Source organism: Phytopseudomonas argentinensis (genome assembly GCF_900113905.1).
In the GTDB taxonomy this organism is placed as follows: Bacteria; Pseudomonadota; Gammaproteobacteria; order Pseudomonadales; family Pseudomonadaceae; genus Aquipseudomonas; species Aquipseudomonas argentinensis.
On sequence record NZ_FORC01000005.1, the window covers coordinates 187,881 to 204,197 of the forward strand.

Consider the following 16,317-nt stretch of genomic DNA (forward strand, 5'->3'; position numbering starts at 1 on the left):
ATCGGTGCAGATCCTGAATTGTTTTTATGGGAAAAGCCGCTGCCAAGCTTGCAGAAGTGGATCCAATATTCAATCCGCGCAACCGAAGCGGCAAAGCCACAGGCGCCGCTCCATTGCGCCAAGGTGGCGCCGCGCCAGGCCTCTGGCGATAAGAACACCATGAAGAATCCGTTCGCTGATCGGACAGTTTATTTTGTTAACTATTTTCCCGTTCAGGCATTGACATTAGGCTGATTAAAAATCAACCATTGGATCCAATAACACCAACAATAACCGAGGTCGTCATGTACCCGAAAAATGCCTGGTATGTAGCCTGCACACCCGACGAGATCGCCGAGAAGCCTCTGGGCCGGCAGATCTGCGGGGAAAAGATCGTCTTCTATCGCGGCGCAGAAGGGCAGGTGGTAGCCCTCGAGGACTTCTGCCCACACCGCGGCGCGCCGCTGTCGCTCGGTTATGTCGAGAACGGCAACCTGATCTGTGGCTACCACGGCCTGGAGATGGGCTGCGAAGGCAAGACCGTGGCCATGCCGGGTCAGCGCGTGCGTGGCTTCCCGGGCATCCGCGCCTTCGCGGCGGTGGAGCGCTATGGCTTCATCTGGGTATGGACGGGCGATCAGGCGCTGGCCGACCCCGCCACCATCCACCACCTGGAATGGGCGGAAAACCCCGAATGGGCCTACGGCGGCGGTCTGTTTCATATCAACTGCGATTACCGCCTGATGATCGACAACCTGATGGACCTGACCCACGAGACCTACGTGCATGCCTCGAGCATCGGCCAGAAGGAAATCGACGAAGCGCCGCCGGTCACCAAGGTCGAAGGCGACGAGGTGATCACCAGCCGGCATATGGAAAACATCATGGCCCCGCCCTTCTGGCGCATGGCGCTACGCGGCAACGGCCTGGCCGACGACGTGCCGGTGGATCGCTGGCAGATCTGCCGCTTCAACCCGCCCAGCCACGTGATGATCGAAGTCGGCGTGGCCCACGCCGGCCATGGCGGCTACGAGGCGCCGGCCGATGCCAAGGCGGCGAGCATCGTGGTCGACTTCATCACCCCGGAAAGCGAGACCTCGATCTGGTACTTCTGGGGCATGGCGCGCAGCTTCAAGCCCGAGGACCAGGCGCTGACCGACAGCATCCGTGAAGGCCAGGGCAAGATCTTCAGTGAAGACCTGGAGATGCTCGAGCGCCAGCAGCGCAACCTGCTCTGGCAGCCCGAACGTCAGTTGCTCAAGCTCAATATCGACGCTGGCGGCGTGCAGTCACGACGGATCATCGACCGCCTGATCAACGAAGAGCAGGCCCTCGCCGCCCAGAAAATCGACGTCCGCCAGGTCGGCTGATTCATCGACTGCACCGCTCGCCGCCCGTGCAGCGAGCGCAAGCCTTTTACGAGAGCGCCACCATGATCGACGTCATCGTCACATCCATCGAGCAGCAGGCCCAGGACATTCTCGGCTTCGAGCTGGCCCGCGAAGATGGCGAACCCCTGCCCGCCTTCAGCGCCGGTGCGCATATCGATGTGCACCTGCCGGATGGGCTGATCCGCCAATACTCGCTGTGCAACCACCCCGAGGAGCGGCACCGTTACCAGATCGCCGTACTGCGCAACGCCGACTCGCGCGGTGGCTCCATCGCCATGCACGGTCTGCAGCAGGGCGTCAGGCTGCGCATCAGCGAGCCGCGCAACCTGTTCCCCCTGCAGCACGACGCCAAGCGCCACCTGCTGATGGCCGGCGGCATCGGCATCACGCCGATCCTGTGCATGGCCGAGCGCCTGAGCCACACCGGTGGCGATTTCACCCTGCACTATTTCGCCCGTTCGGCGCAGCAGGCGGCGTTCATCGAGCGTTTGCGCCAGTCGCCGTTCGCCGACCGCGTGCACCTGCACTTCGATAACGGCGAGCCAGGCAAGCGCCCGGACACCGCCGCGCTGATCGGCCCGGCGGACCCGCACACCCACCTCTACGTGTGCGGCCCCGGCGGGTTCATGGAACATGTGCTGGGCAGCGCCCGCGACCTGGGCTGGGCGAACGACAACCTGCACCGCGAGTACTTCAGCGCCGAGACCGACGACCAGCCGAAAACCGGCTTCGAGATTCAGCTGGCCAGCAGCGGCGAGGTGCTGCAGGTACCGGACGGCATCAGCGTAGTGGAAGTGCTGCGCGACATCGGCGTGGAAATTCCGGTGTCCTGCGAGCAAGGCATCTGCGGTACCTGCCTGACCCGCGTGCTGGAGGGCGAACCGGACCACCGCGACCTGTTTCTCACCGAGGATGAACAGGCCGCCAATGATCAATTCACGCCCTGCTGTTCAAGGGCGAAAAGTGCGCGGCTGGTGTTGGATATCTGAATACACCCGGATAACTGTGGGAGCGCGCCATGCGCGCGAAAAATCGCGGGCATGGACTGGGCGCCCCCGCCCGCTCCCACAGGCTTTGTTTCCATTAAAGGGGTTTGAGTGACTTAAACGCCGCTCTTTACAGCTGCCCGGCCGGTTTCAGATGTCAGATGCGAAAGACATCGCGCGGCTTACGCAAATAATGTGGGAGCGCGCCATGCGCGCGAAAAATCTCGAGCATGGCGCGCTCGCAAGTTACCCCCACAAATCACCCCCCACCCAAGATCGATTCAGCTGCAGAGCTCACGCGCCATGACAAAGGTGCGCTCATCACCGTCGACAACTTCACGCACCACGGCATAACCAAGCGCGCTATAGAACGGCACCGCCGTCAGCGAGGCAGGCACCCGCAATTGCCCCACGCCAGCGGCACGGGCCACACCTTCGACATGCCTCATCAGCGCCTTGCCAACGCCGCGCCCCTGCCTCTCGGGCAGCACGAACACCGACCTGACCACATCGCCCGCCAGGCTCGCGGTGCCGACCACGCGTGCGCCGTCGAGCGCCACGAACACCTGCCGAGAGGCCATCAGCCCACGCACGCCAGCGGCGTCGAAGTTGGCCACTACCCGATCGATCACTGCAGGTGGGTAATCCTGCGCATTACTGAGCCGCAGGGTCTGCACGATAAGCTGGCTGATCGCCTCGGCATCGCTGTCGAGTGCGCGACGAATCTGCGCCTCAGCCATTGCGCAATACGGTCATCGCCGCCTCGCCGCCCCCCTGCATGGCTCGGGCATAGCGCAGGGTGGCATTGGCGTGCTCGCGCATGATGCCTTCGGCACGGGCGCCCTGGCCGTTGATCAAGGCGTCGTAAACGGCGTGATGCTGCATGTGGGCAAAGCTGAAGCGCCGGTACTCGCGCGCCATGTCATTGCCGTCCACGGCCAGGGAGCTGACCGAGGCGAATGGCAGGTGATCGTTGCGCGACAGCGCCACGGCAATGGCACTGTTGCCGCTGGCCTCGATGATCGCCTGGTGAAAGCGCTTGTTGAGGTCGTGGTAGATCTCCAGCTCCTCCATCACCACATGGCCCTTGTCGAACAGCCGATCGCCTTCAACCAGGCAGGCATGCAGCCGGCTGCGGATCGCATCGGATAGCCCTCGCTCGGCGGCCTGGCGCGCGGCCAGCCCCTCCAGCACGCCACGCACCTCCACGGCCCCGGCGATATCCTCGTCGGTCACCGCCCGCACCGTGTAGCCACGGCCAGGCGCCTTGCATAGCAAGCCTTCCTGTTCGAGGGTACGAAAGGCGATGCGGATCGGCGTACGTGAGACCTGCAGCCGCTCGGCGGTAGGAATCTCGGCGATACGCTCGCCGGCCGCCAGCTCGCCCGAAGCGATCATCTGCCGCAAGGCGGCCAACACCCGCTGTCCGGATTTGTACATCATGTCCTCGTCGCCTTGCTGAAGCGCCCAATCATACCGCTGGCCCGCGGCGCAGCGCCCAACCGGCAAGCCCCGCGGACACCACCTCGAAGAGGATGGCCCACAGGTTGAAGGTCTGCTGCGCGCCGCCATCGAGCCACAACCCGACGATGCGCCCCAGCGCCAGGCTGGCATAGAGCACCAGCAGCAGGATCAGCGCCGGTCGGGTCAGCTCGGGCAACCACAGGCACAGGCCGAGAAACACTGCCAGGCCAATCGACAGAGCGCCGTAGTAGGCGCGCACATCGGTGACCGCAGACGACTCCATCAGCAGCATGCCGCTGACCGCCCCCATTTCCTGGGGCCACAGAAAGTAAGCGCCGCCGAAGCCGGCGAGCAACAGCAATTGCACAACGAGAAACAGACGAGCAACGGGCATGGCGCAGTCCTCCGGACACGTGGGCGCAGCATAGGCCACTCAGCGCTGCTGCCGAAAGGCACTGGGCGTCTGGCCGGTCAGGCGTTTGAAGAAACGCGAGAAATACGCCGGTTCGGAAAACTGCAGCGCATCGGCGATCTGGCTGAGGGTCATCGACGAATACACCAGCAGGCGCTTGGCCTCCAGCAACTGGCGCTGGTGCACCAGCGCCTGAGCGCTCTGCCCGGCGTAGCGACGGGTCATGGTGTTGAGGTGGGCGGTGGTGATGCCCAGACGCCGGGCGTACTCCTCGACCGACAGTTGCTCGCGAAAATGCTGCTCCACCAGGCGATTGAACGCGGCCAGATGCTGCTCGCCGCGCACCGGCCGGTCGGCGGCCTGGCGCACCAGCACCTGGCGGCCCAGCCAGACGGCAAGCACGCCGACCAGCGACTGCAACAGCAGGTTGCGGGCCGGTGCGCTTTGCCCGTACTCGCGGTCGATGGCATCGAACAGGGTATCCAGATAGCCCTGGTCATCGCCCACCGGGTACAGCGCCGGTGCGCTGAACACCGGGTGCTGGGCACCGAGATGGGCTTCCAGTTGCGCCACCAGCGGCGCCGCCAAGGTCAGCACGTAGCCGTCCACGTCATCGGAAAACTGGAAACCGTGCACGCACAAGGGCGGCAGCACCTGCAGCGCCGCGTCGTCGATGCGCGACTGCACGCCCTCCACCTCGATCAAAGCCCAGCCGCTGCGCAGATACAGCAGCTGCAGCAGATCCGGATGGCGATGGGGCTCGATCACCCAGTCGTGCAGGCGGCTGCGCTTGGGAATCGACTCGCAGTGCAGCAAGTCAGGCGTTGGCCACTCCAGGGCATCGCCATACAACTTGAACACCGGTACGCCGACCTGCTGCTGATTCATGACGGCTCCTAGAAAAGTGGCCGATAGGCGAACGGAGTTTATGAAAGTCCAAGTAAACGACGTGAATTTGCCTTATCCGCCGAATAACGCCAATCAAAAATACAAGCACAAAGGTCCACACAACAATATCGAGGACACCATGAAGACCTCCGTCGCCATCATCGGGGCCGGCCCCTCCGGCCTGCTGCTCGGTCAACTGCTGCACAACGCCGGCATCGATACCGTGATTCTCGAACGCCAGAGCCCCGACTACGTGCTCGGCCGCATCCGTGCCGGTGTATTGGAGCAAGGCATGGTCGACCTGCTGCGCGAGGCGGGCGTCGGTGCGCGTATGGACCGCGAAGGGCTGGTGCACGATGGCTTCGAGCTGGCCTTCGACGGCCGCCGCGAGCGGATCGACCTCAAGGGCCTGACCGGCGGCAAGAGGGTGATGATCTACGGCCAGACCGAAGTCACCCGCGACCTGATGGAGGCCCGCGAGGCGAGTGGCGGCGTGACCCACTACGAGGTCAGCGATGTAAAGCTGCACGACCTCAAGGGTGGCGCGCCTCATGTCACCTACCAGAAGGACGGCCAGGCCCATCGCCTGGACTGCGATTACATCGCCGGTTGCGACGGCTACCACGGCGTGTCCCGGCAATCGATCCCCGCCGAAACCCTCCAGGTGTTCGAGCGGGTCTACCCGTTCGGCTGGCTCGGCGTGCTGGCCGACACCCCACCGGTGGCCGAGGAGCTGATCTACGCCAGCCACCCGCGCGGCTTCGCCCTGTGCAGCATGCGCTCGCCGACGCGCACCCGCTATTACGTGCAGGTCGGCCTCGACGAGCAGGTGCAGGACTGGTCCGACGAGCGCTTCTGGGATGAGCTCAAATCGCGCCTGCCAGCCGAGACGGCGGCCAATCTGGTCACCGGGCCATCCATCGAGAAAAGCATCGCGCCGCTGCGCAGCTTCGTGGTCGAGCCCATGCAGTACGGCAAGCTGTTCCTGCTCGGCGACGCCGCCCATATCGTGCCACCCACCGGCGCCAAGGGCCTCAACCTGGCGGCCAGCGACGTCAGCACCCTGTACCGCATCCTGCTCAAGGTGTACGGCGAAGGCCGCACCGACCTGCTGGAGCGCTACTCGGCGATCTGCCTGCGGCGGATCTGGAAGGCCGAGCGATTCTCCTGGTGGATGACCGGCCTGCTGCACAACTTTCCGGATACCGATGCCTTCACCGCGCGCATGCGCCAGACCGAGCTGGACTACTTCGTGGGCTCCGAGGCAGGCCGCACCAGCATCGCCGAGAACTACGTGGGCCTGCCCTACGAGCCCATCGAATAGATAAACACCCGCTGACGGCGCTATGCTTCCGAAACCCCACCGAGGATTTCCAGCATGCGCCCAATGCTTCTTGTCGCCGGCCTGGTCGTCGGCTTTGCCCAGGCCGCCGAGCCGCTGACCATCGATGTGCACCGTGATGCCAACTGCGGCTGCTGCAAGGGCTGGATCAGCCACCTGCAGGCCAACGGTTTTCAGGTCAACGACCATGTCGAGACCGACATGCACGCCGTCAAGCAGCGCCTCGGCGTGCCCGAGCGCCTGGGCTCCTGTCACACCGGGGTGATCGACGGCAAATTCGTCGAAGGCCATGTGCCCGCCGCCGATATCCTCAAACTGCGCGAACGACCCGACTTGCTCGGCATCGCCGCCCCCGGCATGCCCACCGGCTCGCCGGGCATGGAGCGCGGCAACATTCGCGATGCCTATCAGGTGATTGGATTGGACGCACAAGGCGGCGAAAGCGTGGTCAGTAGTTATCCGGGTAACTGACTCGCTCTCTTGAAAGGATATCGCCATGCGCTGGAAACGAGCTCGCCGCAGTGACAACGTCGTGGACGCCCGCGGCGGCGGCGGTGGTGGCATGCGCTTTGGTGGCGGCCGCGGATTGAGCCTGGGCGGCATCGCCATTGTCGTGGTGGTCGGCTTGCTGATGGGCCAGGACCCGCTGCAGATTCTCGGCCAACTGACCGGGCAATCAGGCGGCTACACGACGACCCAGGCGGATCGCCCCGCTGCCAACGACGAGCAGTCGGAGTTCGTGCGTGCGGTACTCGGCGATACCGAAGATACCTGGCGCACCATCTTCCAGGCCAATAGCCGTCAGTATCAGGATCCGAAACTGGTGCTGTTCGACGGCGGGGTGAATTCCGCCTGCGGCTTCGCCAGCTCGGCGGTCGGCCCCTTCTACTGCCCGGGCGACCGGCAGGTGTATCTGGACCTGAGCTTCTTTCGTGATCTGGAACAGCGCTATGGGGCGGCCGGTGACTTCGCCCAGGCCTACGTGATCGCCCATGAGGTCGGCCACCATGTGCAGACGCTGCTGGGCGTTTCCGCCAAGGTCGATGCAGCGCGCCAGCGCGGCGAAAACCTGGAAGGCGCCAACGGCCTGCTGGTGCGCCAGGAATTGCAGGCCGACTGCCTGGCCGGCATCTGGGCGCACCACGCCCAGCAGCGCCTGGACTGGCTCGAGCCCGGCGACCTGGAAGAAGCCCTGAACGCCGCCAATGCCATCGGCGATGATCGTCTGCAGCAACAGGCCCGCGGCCACGTGGTGCCGGACTCCTTCACCCACGGCACCTCGGCGCAGCGCGTGCACTGGTTCACCACCGGGTTCGACACCGGCAAGGTAGGCGCCTGCGACACCTTTTCCAGCGCACGGCTGTAAGCCGCCAGCCCTGACTGGTCAGGGCTGGAGCGCTGTACGCAAAAGCGCTCGGGCGGGCATACTTCACTCTTTTAATGGCTGGGCACCTTTAACATGCGCATTCTCGTTACCGGCGGCGCCGGCTTTATCGGTTCGGCACTGATCCGTCACCTGATCAACGACACCGATCATGAGGTGCTCAACCTCGACAAGCTGACCTACGCCGGCAACCTGGAGTCGCTGCGCGAGGTCGAGAACGACCCGCGCTATCGCTTCCTGCAGGCCGATATCGGCGACCAGCCTGCGGTAAGCGAGGCGCTGCACAGCTTCCTGCCCGATGCCATCATGCACCTGGCGGCCGAGTCCCATGTCGACCGCTCCATCGATGGCCCGGCGGCCTTCATCCAGACCAATATCGTCGGCACCTATGCCCTGCTCGAGGCCACCCGCGCCTACTGGTCGAAGCTGGACGAGCCACGTCGTCAGGCGTTTCGCTTCCACCATATTTCCACTGACGAGGTGTATGGCGACCTGCACGGCGTCGACGACCTGTTCACCGAGACCACGCCCTACGCACCCAGCTCCCCCTACTCGGCCAGCAAGGCGGCCTCGGACCACCTGGTGCGCGCCTGGCAACGCACCTATAGCCTGCCGGTGCTGCTGACCAACTGTTCGAACAACTACGGCCCGTATCACTTCCCGGAGAAGCTGATCCCGCTGGTGATCCTCAACGCCCTGGATGGCAAGGCGCTGCCGGTGTACGGCAACGGCCAGCAGGTACGCGACTGGCTGTTCGTCGAGGACCACGCCCGCGCCCTGCTGCAGGTGGTGACCCGCGGCGCGGTCGGCGAGACCTACAATATCGGCGGCCACAACGAGCAGAAGAACCTCGAAGTGGTGCATGCCATCTGCGACCTGCTCGACGAGCTGCAACCGCGTGCGGCAGGCTCCTACCGCGAGCAGGTCACCTTCGTCACCGACCGCCCCGGCCATGACCTGCGCTACGCCATCGACGCCAGCAAGATCGAGCGCGAGCTGGGCTGGACGCCGGCCGAAACCTTCCCCAGCGGCCTGCGCAAGACCGTGCGCTGGTACCTGGACAACCTCGACTGGTGCCGCCGCGTACAAGACGGCAGCTATCAGCGCGAACGGCTCGGCGCCCCCAGGGAGCAACAAGCATGAAAGGCATCATCCTCGCCGGTGGCTCCGGCACCCGGCTGCACCCGATCACCCTGGGCCTGTCCAAGCAACTGCTGCCGATCTACGACAAGCCGATGATCTACTACCCGCTGTCGGTGCTGATGCTCGCCGGCATCCGCGAGATCCTGGTGATTTCCACGCCCCACGACCTGCCGCAGTTCCAGAAGCTGCTCGGTGATGGCAGCCAATTCGGCCTGCAACTGAGCTATGCCGAACAGCCCGAGCCGGATGGCCTGGCCTGCGCTTTCATCATCGGCGAGCAATTTATCGGCGATGACTCGGTGTGCCTGATCCTCGGTGACAACATCTTCCACGGTCAGCATTTCACCGAGAAGCTGCTGCGTGCAGCCGCCGCGGACAAGGGCGCCACGGTGTTCGGTTACTGGGTTCGCGACCCCGAGCGCTTTGGCGTGGTGGAGTTTGACGCCCAGGGCCAGGCGATTTCCATCGAGGAAAAACCGACGCAGCCGCGCTCCAGTTATGCCGTTACCGGCTTGTACTTCTACGACAACGACGTGATCGAGATCGCCAAGGCGGTCAAACCTTCCAAGCGCGGCGAGCTGGAAATCACCGACGTCAACAACGCCTACCTGCAGCGTGGCGACCTGCGCGTCGAGCGCTTCGGCCGTGGCTTCGCCTGGCTCGACACCGGCACCCACGACAGCCTGCTGGAAGCCTCGCAGTACGTGCAAACCATCGAGCACCGCCAGGGCCTGAAGGTCGCCTGCCTGGAAGAGATCGCCTACGATCAGGGCTGGATCGACCGCGAATGCCTGCTGCGCCAGGCCAAGGCGTTCGGCAAGACCGGCTATGGCCAGTACCTGTTCAGCCTCGCCGAGGACAACTGATGCACATCATCCAAACCGCTATCCCCGATGTACTCATCCTCGAACCCAAGGTGTTCGGTGATGAGCGCGGCTTCTTTTTCGAAAGCTTCAACGCCCGCGCCTTCAGCGAAGCCACCGGCCTGAACCCGGAATTCGTCCAGGACAACCACTCGCGCTCGCAACGCGGCGTGCTACGCGGCCTGCACTATCAGGTGCAGCAGGCCCAGGGCAAGCTGGTGCGGGTCACCGCCGGCGAGGTGTATGACGTCGCCGTGGATCTACGCCGCCAGTCACCGACCTTTGGCCAGTGGGTCGGCACCCACCTCAGCGCCGACAACAAGCGCCAGATGTGGGTGCCGGAGGGCTTCGCCCACGGCTTCGTGGTGCTCAGCGAATTCGCCGAGTTCCTGTACAAGACCACCGACTACTACGCGCCGGCCCATGAGCGTTGCATCCGCTGGGACGACCCCAAGCTGGCCATCGACTGGCCACTGCAGGAAGCGCCCAGGCTATCGGCCAAGGATCAGCAGGGCCTGAGCTTCGACGAGGCGGAGGTCTTTCCATGAGGATCCTGCTGCTCGGTCAGCACGGTCAGGTCAGCCGTGAGTTGCAGTTGTTGCTCGGCAGCCGCCATGAGTTGATCGTGCTCGGTCGCGAACAGCTCGATCTTGCCGACACCGAGCGCCTGCGTGAAGCCATTCGCCGACTGCAGCCGGAGCTGATCATCAACGCCGCCGCGCACACCGCGGTCGATGCCGCCGAGAGCGAGCCGGAGGCCGCCTTTGCGATCAATGCCCTGGCGCCCGGCGTACTCGCCGAAGAGGCCGCAGCGCTCGACGTGCCGTTGATCCACTATTCCACCGATTACGTCTTCGACGGCAGCAAGCCGACCGCTTATGACGAAGACGACGTTCCCAACCCGCTAGGCGTCTATGGGCGCAGCAAGCTGGCCGGTGAACAGGCGATCACCGCGGTGGGCGGCAAGCACCTGATCCTGCGCACCAGCTGGGTGTACTCGCTGCACGGGCGCAATTTCCTGCTGACCATGCAGCGCCTGTTGCAGGAACGCGAGCAGCTCAAGGTGGTGGCCGACCAGATCGGCGCACCGACCTGGGCCGGCAGCATCGCCGCCGCGACCGTGCAGTTGATCGAACGCTGGCAGAATCAGCAAACCGCAGCCTGGGGCATCTACCACTTCACGGCACATGGCGAGACCTCCTGGTTCGGCTTTACCGAAGCCATCGCCGCGCAGTTGCTGGCGCAAGGCAAGTCCGTCGCCGCGCTGACGCCCATCGCCACCACCGAGTACCCGACGCCCGCCAGGCGCCCGCTCAACTCGCGCCTGGACTGTACGCGCCTGGAACGTGACTGGGGCGTACGCTTGCCGGACTGGCACGACGGCCTGTTGCAGTGCCTGAACAGCCCACGTTGAACCCAGCCCGCCCGGCTTGAGCACGGCGACCCAGCTGTCGCAGCGCCCGCCGCGGGCTACCGGGCCGAAAGCTAATGCGGTCATAATGCCCCGGTCTATCCGGCGCCGACTTCATGAACTCGATCCCCAACAGCATTCCCAAACGCCCTCGCTGGCGCAGCCTGGCCCTGCTGGCCTTGTTGCTGGCGCCGCTGCTATGGCCCCTGCATTACGTCGCCGAACGCTATTACCGCACCGAGCTGACCGAACAGAACCGCCAGACCCTCGACCTGTACGTCGCCAACCTGCTGGGTACCCTGCGCCGCTATGAAGTGCTCCCGCCGATTCTCGGCGATCTGCCTGGCCTGCGTACCGTGCTGGCCACGCCCGGCGACGAAACGGCGCAGGCGGCGGCCAACCAGCTGCTCAAGCGCGTACGCCAGCAGACCGGTGCCGACGTCATCTACCTGATGAACCCCAGAGGCGAAACCCTGGCCGCCTCCAACTGGGACCAGCAGGACACCTTCGTGCGCGGCAACTTCGCCTTCCGGCCGTATTTCCAGGAAGCCCTGGCCGGCCGCCTGGGACGCTTCTTCGGCCTCGGTACCACCTCCGGCAAGCGCGGCTACTATTTTGCCTCGGCGGTCTATGACGGCAACCAGAAGATCGGCGTGATGGTCATCAAGGTCGACCTCGACCACACCGAGAGCCTGTGGGGCAATACCCCGGAACAGCTGCTGGTGACCGACGGCAACGGCGTGGTGATCCTGACTTCGCGCCCCGACTGGCGGTTTCACGCCAGCCGCCCGCTGGACAAGGCCGAACGCGCCTCCATCGCCGCCATCCAGCCGTACCCGACCCAGGCACCGCCGCCCCTGCAGCTCGATCCCGAAGTCTGGCTGACCCAAAGCCGGGTGCTCGACGAAACCGGCTGGAGCGTGAGCATTCTTGCCCCGCGGGCGGTGCTCGACCGTTCGGTGCGCACCGTGGTGGCCATCGGCGGTGGCGCGCTGCTGGTGCTGATTCTACTGCTCGGTCTGCTGATGCAACGCCGCCGCCACTACCTCGATCGGATCGCCCTCAGCACCCGTGCTCGCCAGGAACTGGAGCAGCGCGTACAGGAACGTACCCAGGACCTGGAGCGCCTCAACAGTCGCCTCAAGCAGGAAGTGCTGGAGCGCGAGCAGGCCCAGCAGGAGCTGGTACAGGCCCAGGACGAACTGGTCCAGGCCAGCAAGCTCACCGCCCTGGGCACCATGAGTGCGAGCATCAGCCACGAACTCAACCAGCCACTTGCGGCGATACGCAGCTACGCGGAAAACGCCGGCGTGTTGCTCGACCACGGGCGCACCGAAGACGCCCGCGGCAACCTCAAGCTGATCAGCCAGCTCACCGAACGCATGGCCTCGATCATCGCCCACCTGCGCGCCTTTGCCCGCCGCGACCGCCACGCGCCGGAAAGCGTGGCCCTGCAACCGGCCATCGACGACGCTCTGGCGCTGCTGGCCAAGCGCCGGCGGGCCATGGATGTGGAGCTGATCCGCGACCTGCCCGATGCCACACTGTGGGTGCAGGCTGGCGAGACGCGCCTGCGCCAGGTGCTCAGCAATCTGCTGGCCAACGCCCTCGATGCCCTGGCCGAACGCCCGCAACCGCGGCGCATCTGGATCAGCACCGAGCTGCAGGATGACGTGCTCGAACTGCACCTGCGCGACAATGGCCCGGGTTTCTCGCAAAGCGCCCTGGCCCACGCCCGCGAACCCTTCTTCACCACCAAGACCAGCGCCCAGGGCCTCGGCCTGGGCCTGGCGATCTGCGACACCCTGATGCGCGCCCTGGGCGGTGAATTGCTGTTCGCCAACCACCCTAAAGGCGGCGCGCACCTGATCCTGCGCCTGCGCACCGCCGAAAACGGCGTGAATATCCAGCCGCCCGAGGACTTCACCCTATGAGCACCATCGACGCGCAAACCCAGGTTCTGCTGATCGACGACGACCCGCACCTGCGCCAGGCCCTCAGCCAGACCCTGGATCTGGCCGGCCTCAAAGTCGCTACCCTGGCCGATGCCAAGGGCCTGGCCGAACGCATCGAGCGCGACTGGCCGGGCGTGGTGGTCAGCGATATCCGCATGCCCGGCGTCGATGGCCTGGAGCTGCTCAAGCAGTTGCACGAACAGGATCCCGACCTGCCGGTACTGCTGATCACCGGCCATGGCGACGTGCCCCTGGCCGTGCAGGCCATGCGCGCGGGGGCCTACGATTTCCTGGAGAAACCCTTCGCCAGCGAAGACCTGCTCGAGAGCGTGCGCCGCGCCCTGGCATTGCGCCGCCTGGTACTGGACAACCGCAGCCTGCGCCTGGCCCTGGCCGACCGCCAGCAACTGTCCGGCCGGCTGATCGGCCAGTCGTCGGCCATCCAGCGCTTGCGTGAACAGATCGGCTCCCTGGCCGGGATCAGCACCGATGTGCTGATCCTCGGTGAAACCGGTGCCGGCAAGGAAGTCGTGGCCCGTGCCCTGCACGACCTGTCGAGCCGCCGCGACGGGCCCTTCGTGGCGATCAACGCCGGCGCCCTCGCCGAGTCCGTGGTGGAAAGCGAACTGTTCGGCCACGAGCCAGGCGCCTTTACCGGCGCGCAGAAACGCCGTATCGGCAAGTTCGAGTTCGCCAACGGTGGCACCCTGTTTCTCGACGAGATCGAGAGCATGAGCCTGGATGTGCAGGTCAAGCTGCTGCGCCTGTTGCAGGAGCGGGTGGTCGAACGCCTCGGCGGCAACCAGCTGATCCCGCTGGATATCCGCGTAATCGCCGCCACCAAGGAAGACCTGCGCAGCGCCGCCGACCAGGGCCGCTTCCGCGCCGACCTGTATTACCGTCTCAACGTCGCGCCGCTGCGCATCCCGCCCCTGCGCGAACGTGGCGAGGACATCCTGGTGCTGTTCCAGCATTTCGCCAACACCGCCAGCGCCCGCCACGGCCTGCCCCAGCGCGAGCTGCAACCGGGCCAGCGCGCCATGCTCCTGCGCCATCCCTGGCCGGGCAACGTGCGCGAGCTGCAGAACGCTGGCGAACGCTTCGCCCTCGGGCTGGACCTGGGCCTGGAGCTGAACGTCGACAGCCCGCTGCACAACGCCCCGCTGTCCGGCAGCCTCAGCGAGCAGGTCGAGGCCTTCGAGCGCGCCCTGATCGCGGCCGAGCTGACCCGCAACCACAACTCCCTGCGCAGCCTGGCCGAAGCCCTGGGTGTGCCGCGCAAGACCCTGCACGACAAGTTGCGCAAGCACGGGCTGAACTTCGCCGATGCTGGCGGAAGCTCGCCAGACGACATCGAGTAAATAAGCGGATTCCTGCCGACTTCGGCAGCCGCTTTCAGCGTTCGCCCGTAATGCTGCCAGCCGCAAGGGCTGGCCGGCTCTTTCGATACAATCATCCATCCCGTACACCATGGGGCTTTGCACCGCACGCAAAGCTGCCATGCCAATTCCTCACACAGCCTGGCACAACGCTTGCTCTGCTGCTCATCAGCGAAAAACAAGTACAAGTCCAGGCCCAATCGCTGCCAACCGATCCTGCCGCTCAAGCGGCAATCCTCGACTTGCTCTTGTTCGCTCGTTTTGCGCCTCGGCGCCCAGCACGATATCCAACAACAAGAGGAAGCATCGCATGTTCAAATTCACTGCCAAGGCACTGGCTTGCGCCCTGTCGCTGAGCATCGCCGGGATGGCCCAGGCCGCCGAGCCTATCACCATCAAATTCGCCCACGTGGTTGCCGAGCACACCCCCAAAGGTCAAGGCGCACTGCTGTTCAAGAAGCTCGTCGACGAGCGCATGGACGGCAAGGTGACCGTGCAGGTCTACCCGAACTCCTCGCTGTTCGGCGATGGCAAGGAAATGGAAGCGCTGCTGCTCGGTGACGTACAGATCATCGCGCCGTCGCTGGCCAAGTTCGAGCATTACACCAAGCAGATCCAGATCTTCGACCTGCCCTTCCTGTTCGATGACATCAACGCCGTCGACCGCTTCCAGCAAAGCCCTGAAGGCAAGGCCCTGCTGACCAGCATGGAAAGCAAAGGCATCACCGGCCTGGGTTACTGGCACAACGGCATGAAGCAGCTGTCGGCCAACAAGAAGCTGGTCGAGCCGAAAGATGCCCGCGGCCTGAAATTCCGCGTACAGGCTTCCGCCGTACTCGACGAGCAGTTCAAGGCCCTGCGCGCCGCGCCGCGCAAGATGAGCTTCGCCGAGGTCTACCAAGGCCTGCAGACCGGCGTGGTAAACGGTGCCGAGAACCCCTACTCGAACATCTACAGCCAGAAGATGCACGAAGTGCAGAAGTTCATCACCGAGACCGACCACGGCGTGCTGGACTACATGGTGATCACCAACACCAAGTTCTGGGAAGGTCTGCCGGAAGACATCCGCAGCGAACTGACCGCGATCCTCGCCGAAGTCACCGTCGAGGTGAACAAGCAGGCCGAAGCACTGAACCAGAAAGACAAGCAGCGCATTCTCGATGCCGGCACCACCGAGATCGTCACCCTGACGCCGGAGCAGCGTGAAGAGTGGCGCGAAGCCATGCGCCCGGTGTGGAAGAAGTTCGAAGGCGAGATCGGTGCCGACCTGATCAAGGCTGCCGAAGCCGCCAACCAGGCCAACTGAGGCCGCCCGGCTCCATACGCTGGGGCCATCCGGCGGCGACTCCTGAAAGGGGTTGCCGCCCGCTATACCGACATTGACACCTACTGGCTGCAGCCTCGCTGCCGAGCCCCGGGTGCCGCTGTCTCTCATGTCGCCTCGCGACCGCTCTCATACACGGAGATAACCCATGCACGCTGTCGCTCGTGTCTGGAACCAAGCCGAAGAGGTGATGGTGGCATTCCTGCTTGCAGGCATGACCCTGGTCACCTTCTCGTACGTGGTGTTCAACAACCTCTACGGTGTTTTCTACAGCCTGGGCGATGCCCTGCCGTTCGCCAACGATGCGATGTTCGCCATCGGTGACGGCATCCTCTACATCGCCCAGGAAATGACCTGGAGCGTGGCCCTGACCAAGGCCATGTTCGGCTGGCTGAT

Annotated in this window: 16 protein-coding genes and 1 pseudogene; 13 read left to right on the plus strand and 4 right to left on the minus strand. The window is 64.7% G+C overall.

Going from position 1 to position 16,317, the window contains the following annotated elements:
• Positions 1–284: 284 nt before the first annotated feature.
• Both BM154_RS21400 and BM154_RS21405 read left to right on the plus strand, forming a co-directional pair.
• The gene (locus tag BM154_RS21400; protein WP_074889218.1) at positions 285–1,349 is read left to right on the plus strand and encodes an aromatic ring-hydroxylating dioxygenase subunit alpha; all 1,065 of its coding nucleotides are present in this window, start codon (positions 285–287) and stop codon (positions 1,347–1,349) included.
• A 62-nt stretch (positions 1,350–1,411) separates the two neighbouring features.
• Entirely contained in the window at positions 1,412–2,359 is a 948-nt protein-coding gene (locus tag BM154_RS21405) for a PDR/VanB family oxidoreductase (protein ID WP_074889221.1), read from the plus strand.
• A 278-nt stretch (positions 2,360–2,637) separates the two neighbouring features.
• Here BM154_RS21405 and BM154_RS21410 read toward each other — a convergent pair whose 3' ends face one another.
• The 4 genes from BM154_RS21410 to BM154_RS21425 are packed head-to-tail and all read right to left on the minus strand — an operon-like array spanning position 2,638 to position 5,120.
• Positions 2,638–3,096 carry a GNAT family N-acetyltransferase gene (locus BM154_RS21410; RefSeq protein WP_074889223.1) on the minus strand — a complete coding sequence of 153 codons (459 nt, stop codon included), beginning with the start codon at positions 3,094–3,096 and terminating at the stop codon, positions 2,638–2,640.
• Positions 3,089–3,796, minus strand: a complete 708-nt coding sequence (locus BM154_RS21415) for a GntR family transcriptional regulator (RefSeq protein ID WP_074889273.1) — start codon at positions 3,794–3,796, stop codon at positions 3,089–3,091. Before BM154_RS21415 ends, BM154_RS21410 begins: the two co-directional genes overlap by 8 nt.
• Before the next feature lie 31 nt (positions 3,797–3,827).
• Positions 3,828–4,214, minus strand: coding sequence for a DUF4345 domain-containing protein (locus BM154_RS21420; protein ID WP_074889226.1), 387 nt, complete (start codon positions 4,212–4,214; stop codon positions 3,828–3,830).
• 39 nt (positions 4,215–4,253) lie between these two features.
• The gene (locus BM154_RS21425) at positions 4,254–5,120 is read right to left on the minus strand and encodes a helix-turn-helix domain-containing protein (RefSeq protein ID WP_074889229.1); all 867 of its coding nucleotides are present in this window, start codon (positions 5,118–5,120) and stop codon (positions 4,254–4,256) included.
• A gap of 139 nt (positions 5,121–5,259) precedes the next feature.
• Here BM154_RS21425 and pobA point away from each other — a divergent pair, with 139 nt between their 5' ends.
• From pobA to BM154_RS21480, 11 genes and pseudogenes are all read left to right on the plus strand, one after another.
• A complete protein-coding gene (gene pobA / locus BM154_RS21430) occupies positions 5,260–6,444 on the plus strand; it encodes a 4-hydroxybenzoate 3-monooxygenase (protein WP_074889276.1) in 1,185 nt (394 codons plus the stop codon).
• Positions 6,445–6,498: 54 nt separating this feature from the next.
• Entirely contained in the window at positions 6,499–6,933 is a 435-nt protein-coding gene (locus BM154_RS21435; RefSeq protein ID WP_074889232.1) for a DUF411 domain-containing protein, read from the plus strand.
• A gap of 25 nt (positions 6,934–6,958) precedes the next feature.
• On the plus strand, positions 6,959–7,828 hold the full coding sequence (ypfJ, locus tag BM154_RS21440; protein WP_074889236.1) for a KPN_02809 family neutral zinc metallopeptidase: 870 nt from the start codon (positions 6,959–6,961) through the stop codon (positions 7,826–7,828).
• A 93-nt stretch (positions 7,829–7,921) separates the two neighbouring features.
• Positions 7,922–8,989, plus strand: coding sequence for a dTDP-glucose 4,6-dehydratase (gene rfbB, locus BM154_RS21445; RefSeq protein WP_074889238.1), 1,068 nt, complete (start codon positions 7,922–7,924; stop codon positions 8,987–8,989).
• Positions 8,986–9,855 carry a glucose-1-phosphate thymidylyltransferase RfbA gene (gene rfbA, locus BM154_RS21450; RefSeq protein ID WP_074889241.1) on the plus strand — a complete coding sequence of 290 codons (870 nt, stop codon included), beginning with the start codon at positions 8,986–8,988 and terminating at the stop codon, positions 9,853–9,855. Before rfbB ends, rfbA begins: the two co-directional genes overlap by 4 nt.
• A complete protein-coding gene (gene rfbC / locus BM154_RS21455; RefSeq protein WP_074889242.1) occupies positions 9,855–10,400 on the plus strand; it encodes a dTDP-4-dehydrorhamnose 3,5-epimerase in 546 nt (181 codons plus the stop codon). Before rfbA ends, rfbC begins: the two co-directional genes overlap by 1 nt.
• Positions 10,397–11,266: a dTDP-4-dehydrorhamnose reductase gene (rfbD, locus tag BM154_RS21460; RefSeq protein WP_074889245.1), complete on the plus strand. Its 870-nt coding sequence runs from the start codon at positions 10,397–10,399 to the stop codon at positions 11,264–11,266. The genes rfbC and rfbD overlap by 4 nt, the downstream gene beginning before the upstream one ends.
• Before the next feature lie 113 nt (positions 11,267–11,379).
• Positions 11,380–13,197 carry a sensor histidine kinase gene (locus tag BM154_RS21465; RefSeq protein ID WP_208609466.1) on the plus strand — a complete coding sequence of 606 codons (1,818 nt, stop codon included), beginning with the start codon at positions 11,380–11,382 and terminating at the stop codon, positions 13,195–13,197.
• Positions 13,194–14,579: a sigma-54-dependent transcriptional regulator gene (locus BM154_RS21470; protein WP_074889247.1), complete on the plus strand. Its 1,386-nt coding sequence runs from the start codon at positions 13,194–13,196 to the stop codon at positions 14,577–14,579. Before BM154_RS21465 ends, BM154_RS21470 begins: the two co-directional genes overlap by 4 nt.
• Before the next feature lie 328 nt (positions 14,580–14,907).
• Complete coding sequence (gene dctP, locus BM154_RS21475) at positions 14,908–15,903, plus strand: C4-dicarboxylate TRAP substrate-binding protein DctP (RefSeq protein ID WP_074889251.1); 996 nt, start codon at positions 14,908–14,910, stop codon at positions 15,901–15,903.
• A 166-nt stretch (positions 15,904–16,069) separates the two neighbouring features.
• Positions 16,070–16,317 (plus strand): annotated as a pseudogene (locus tag BM154_RS21480) (C4-dicarboxylate ABC transporter); the annotation flags it as partial.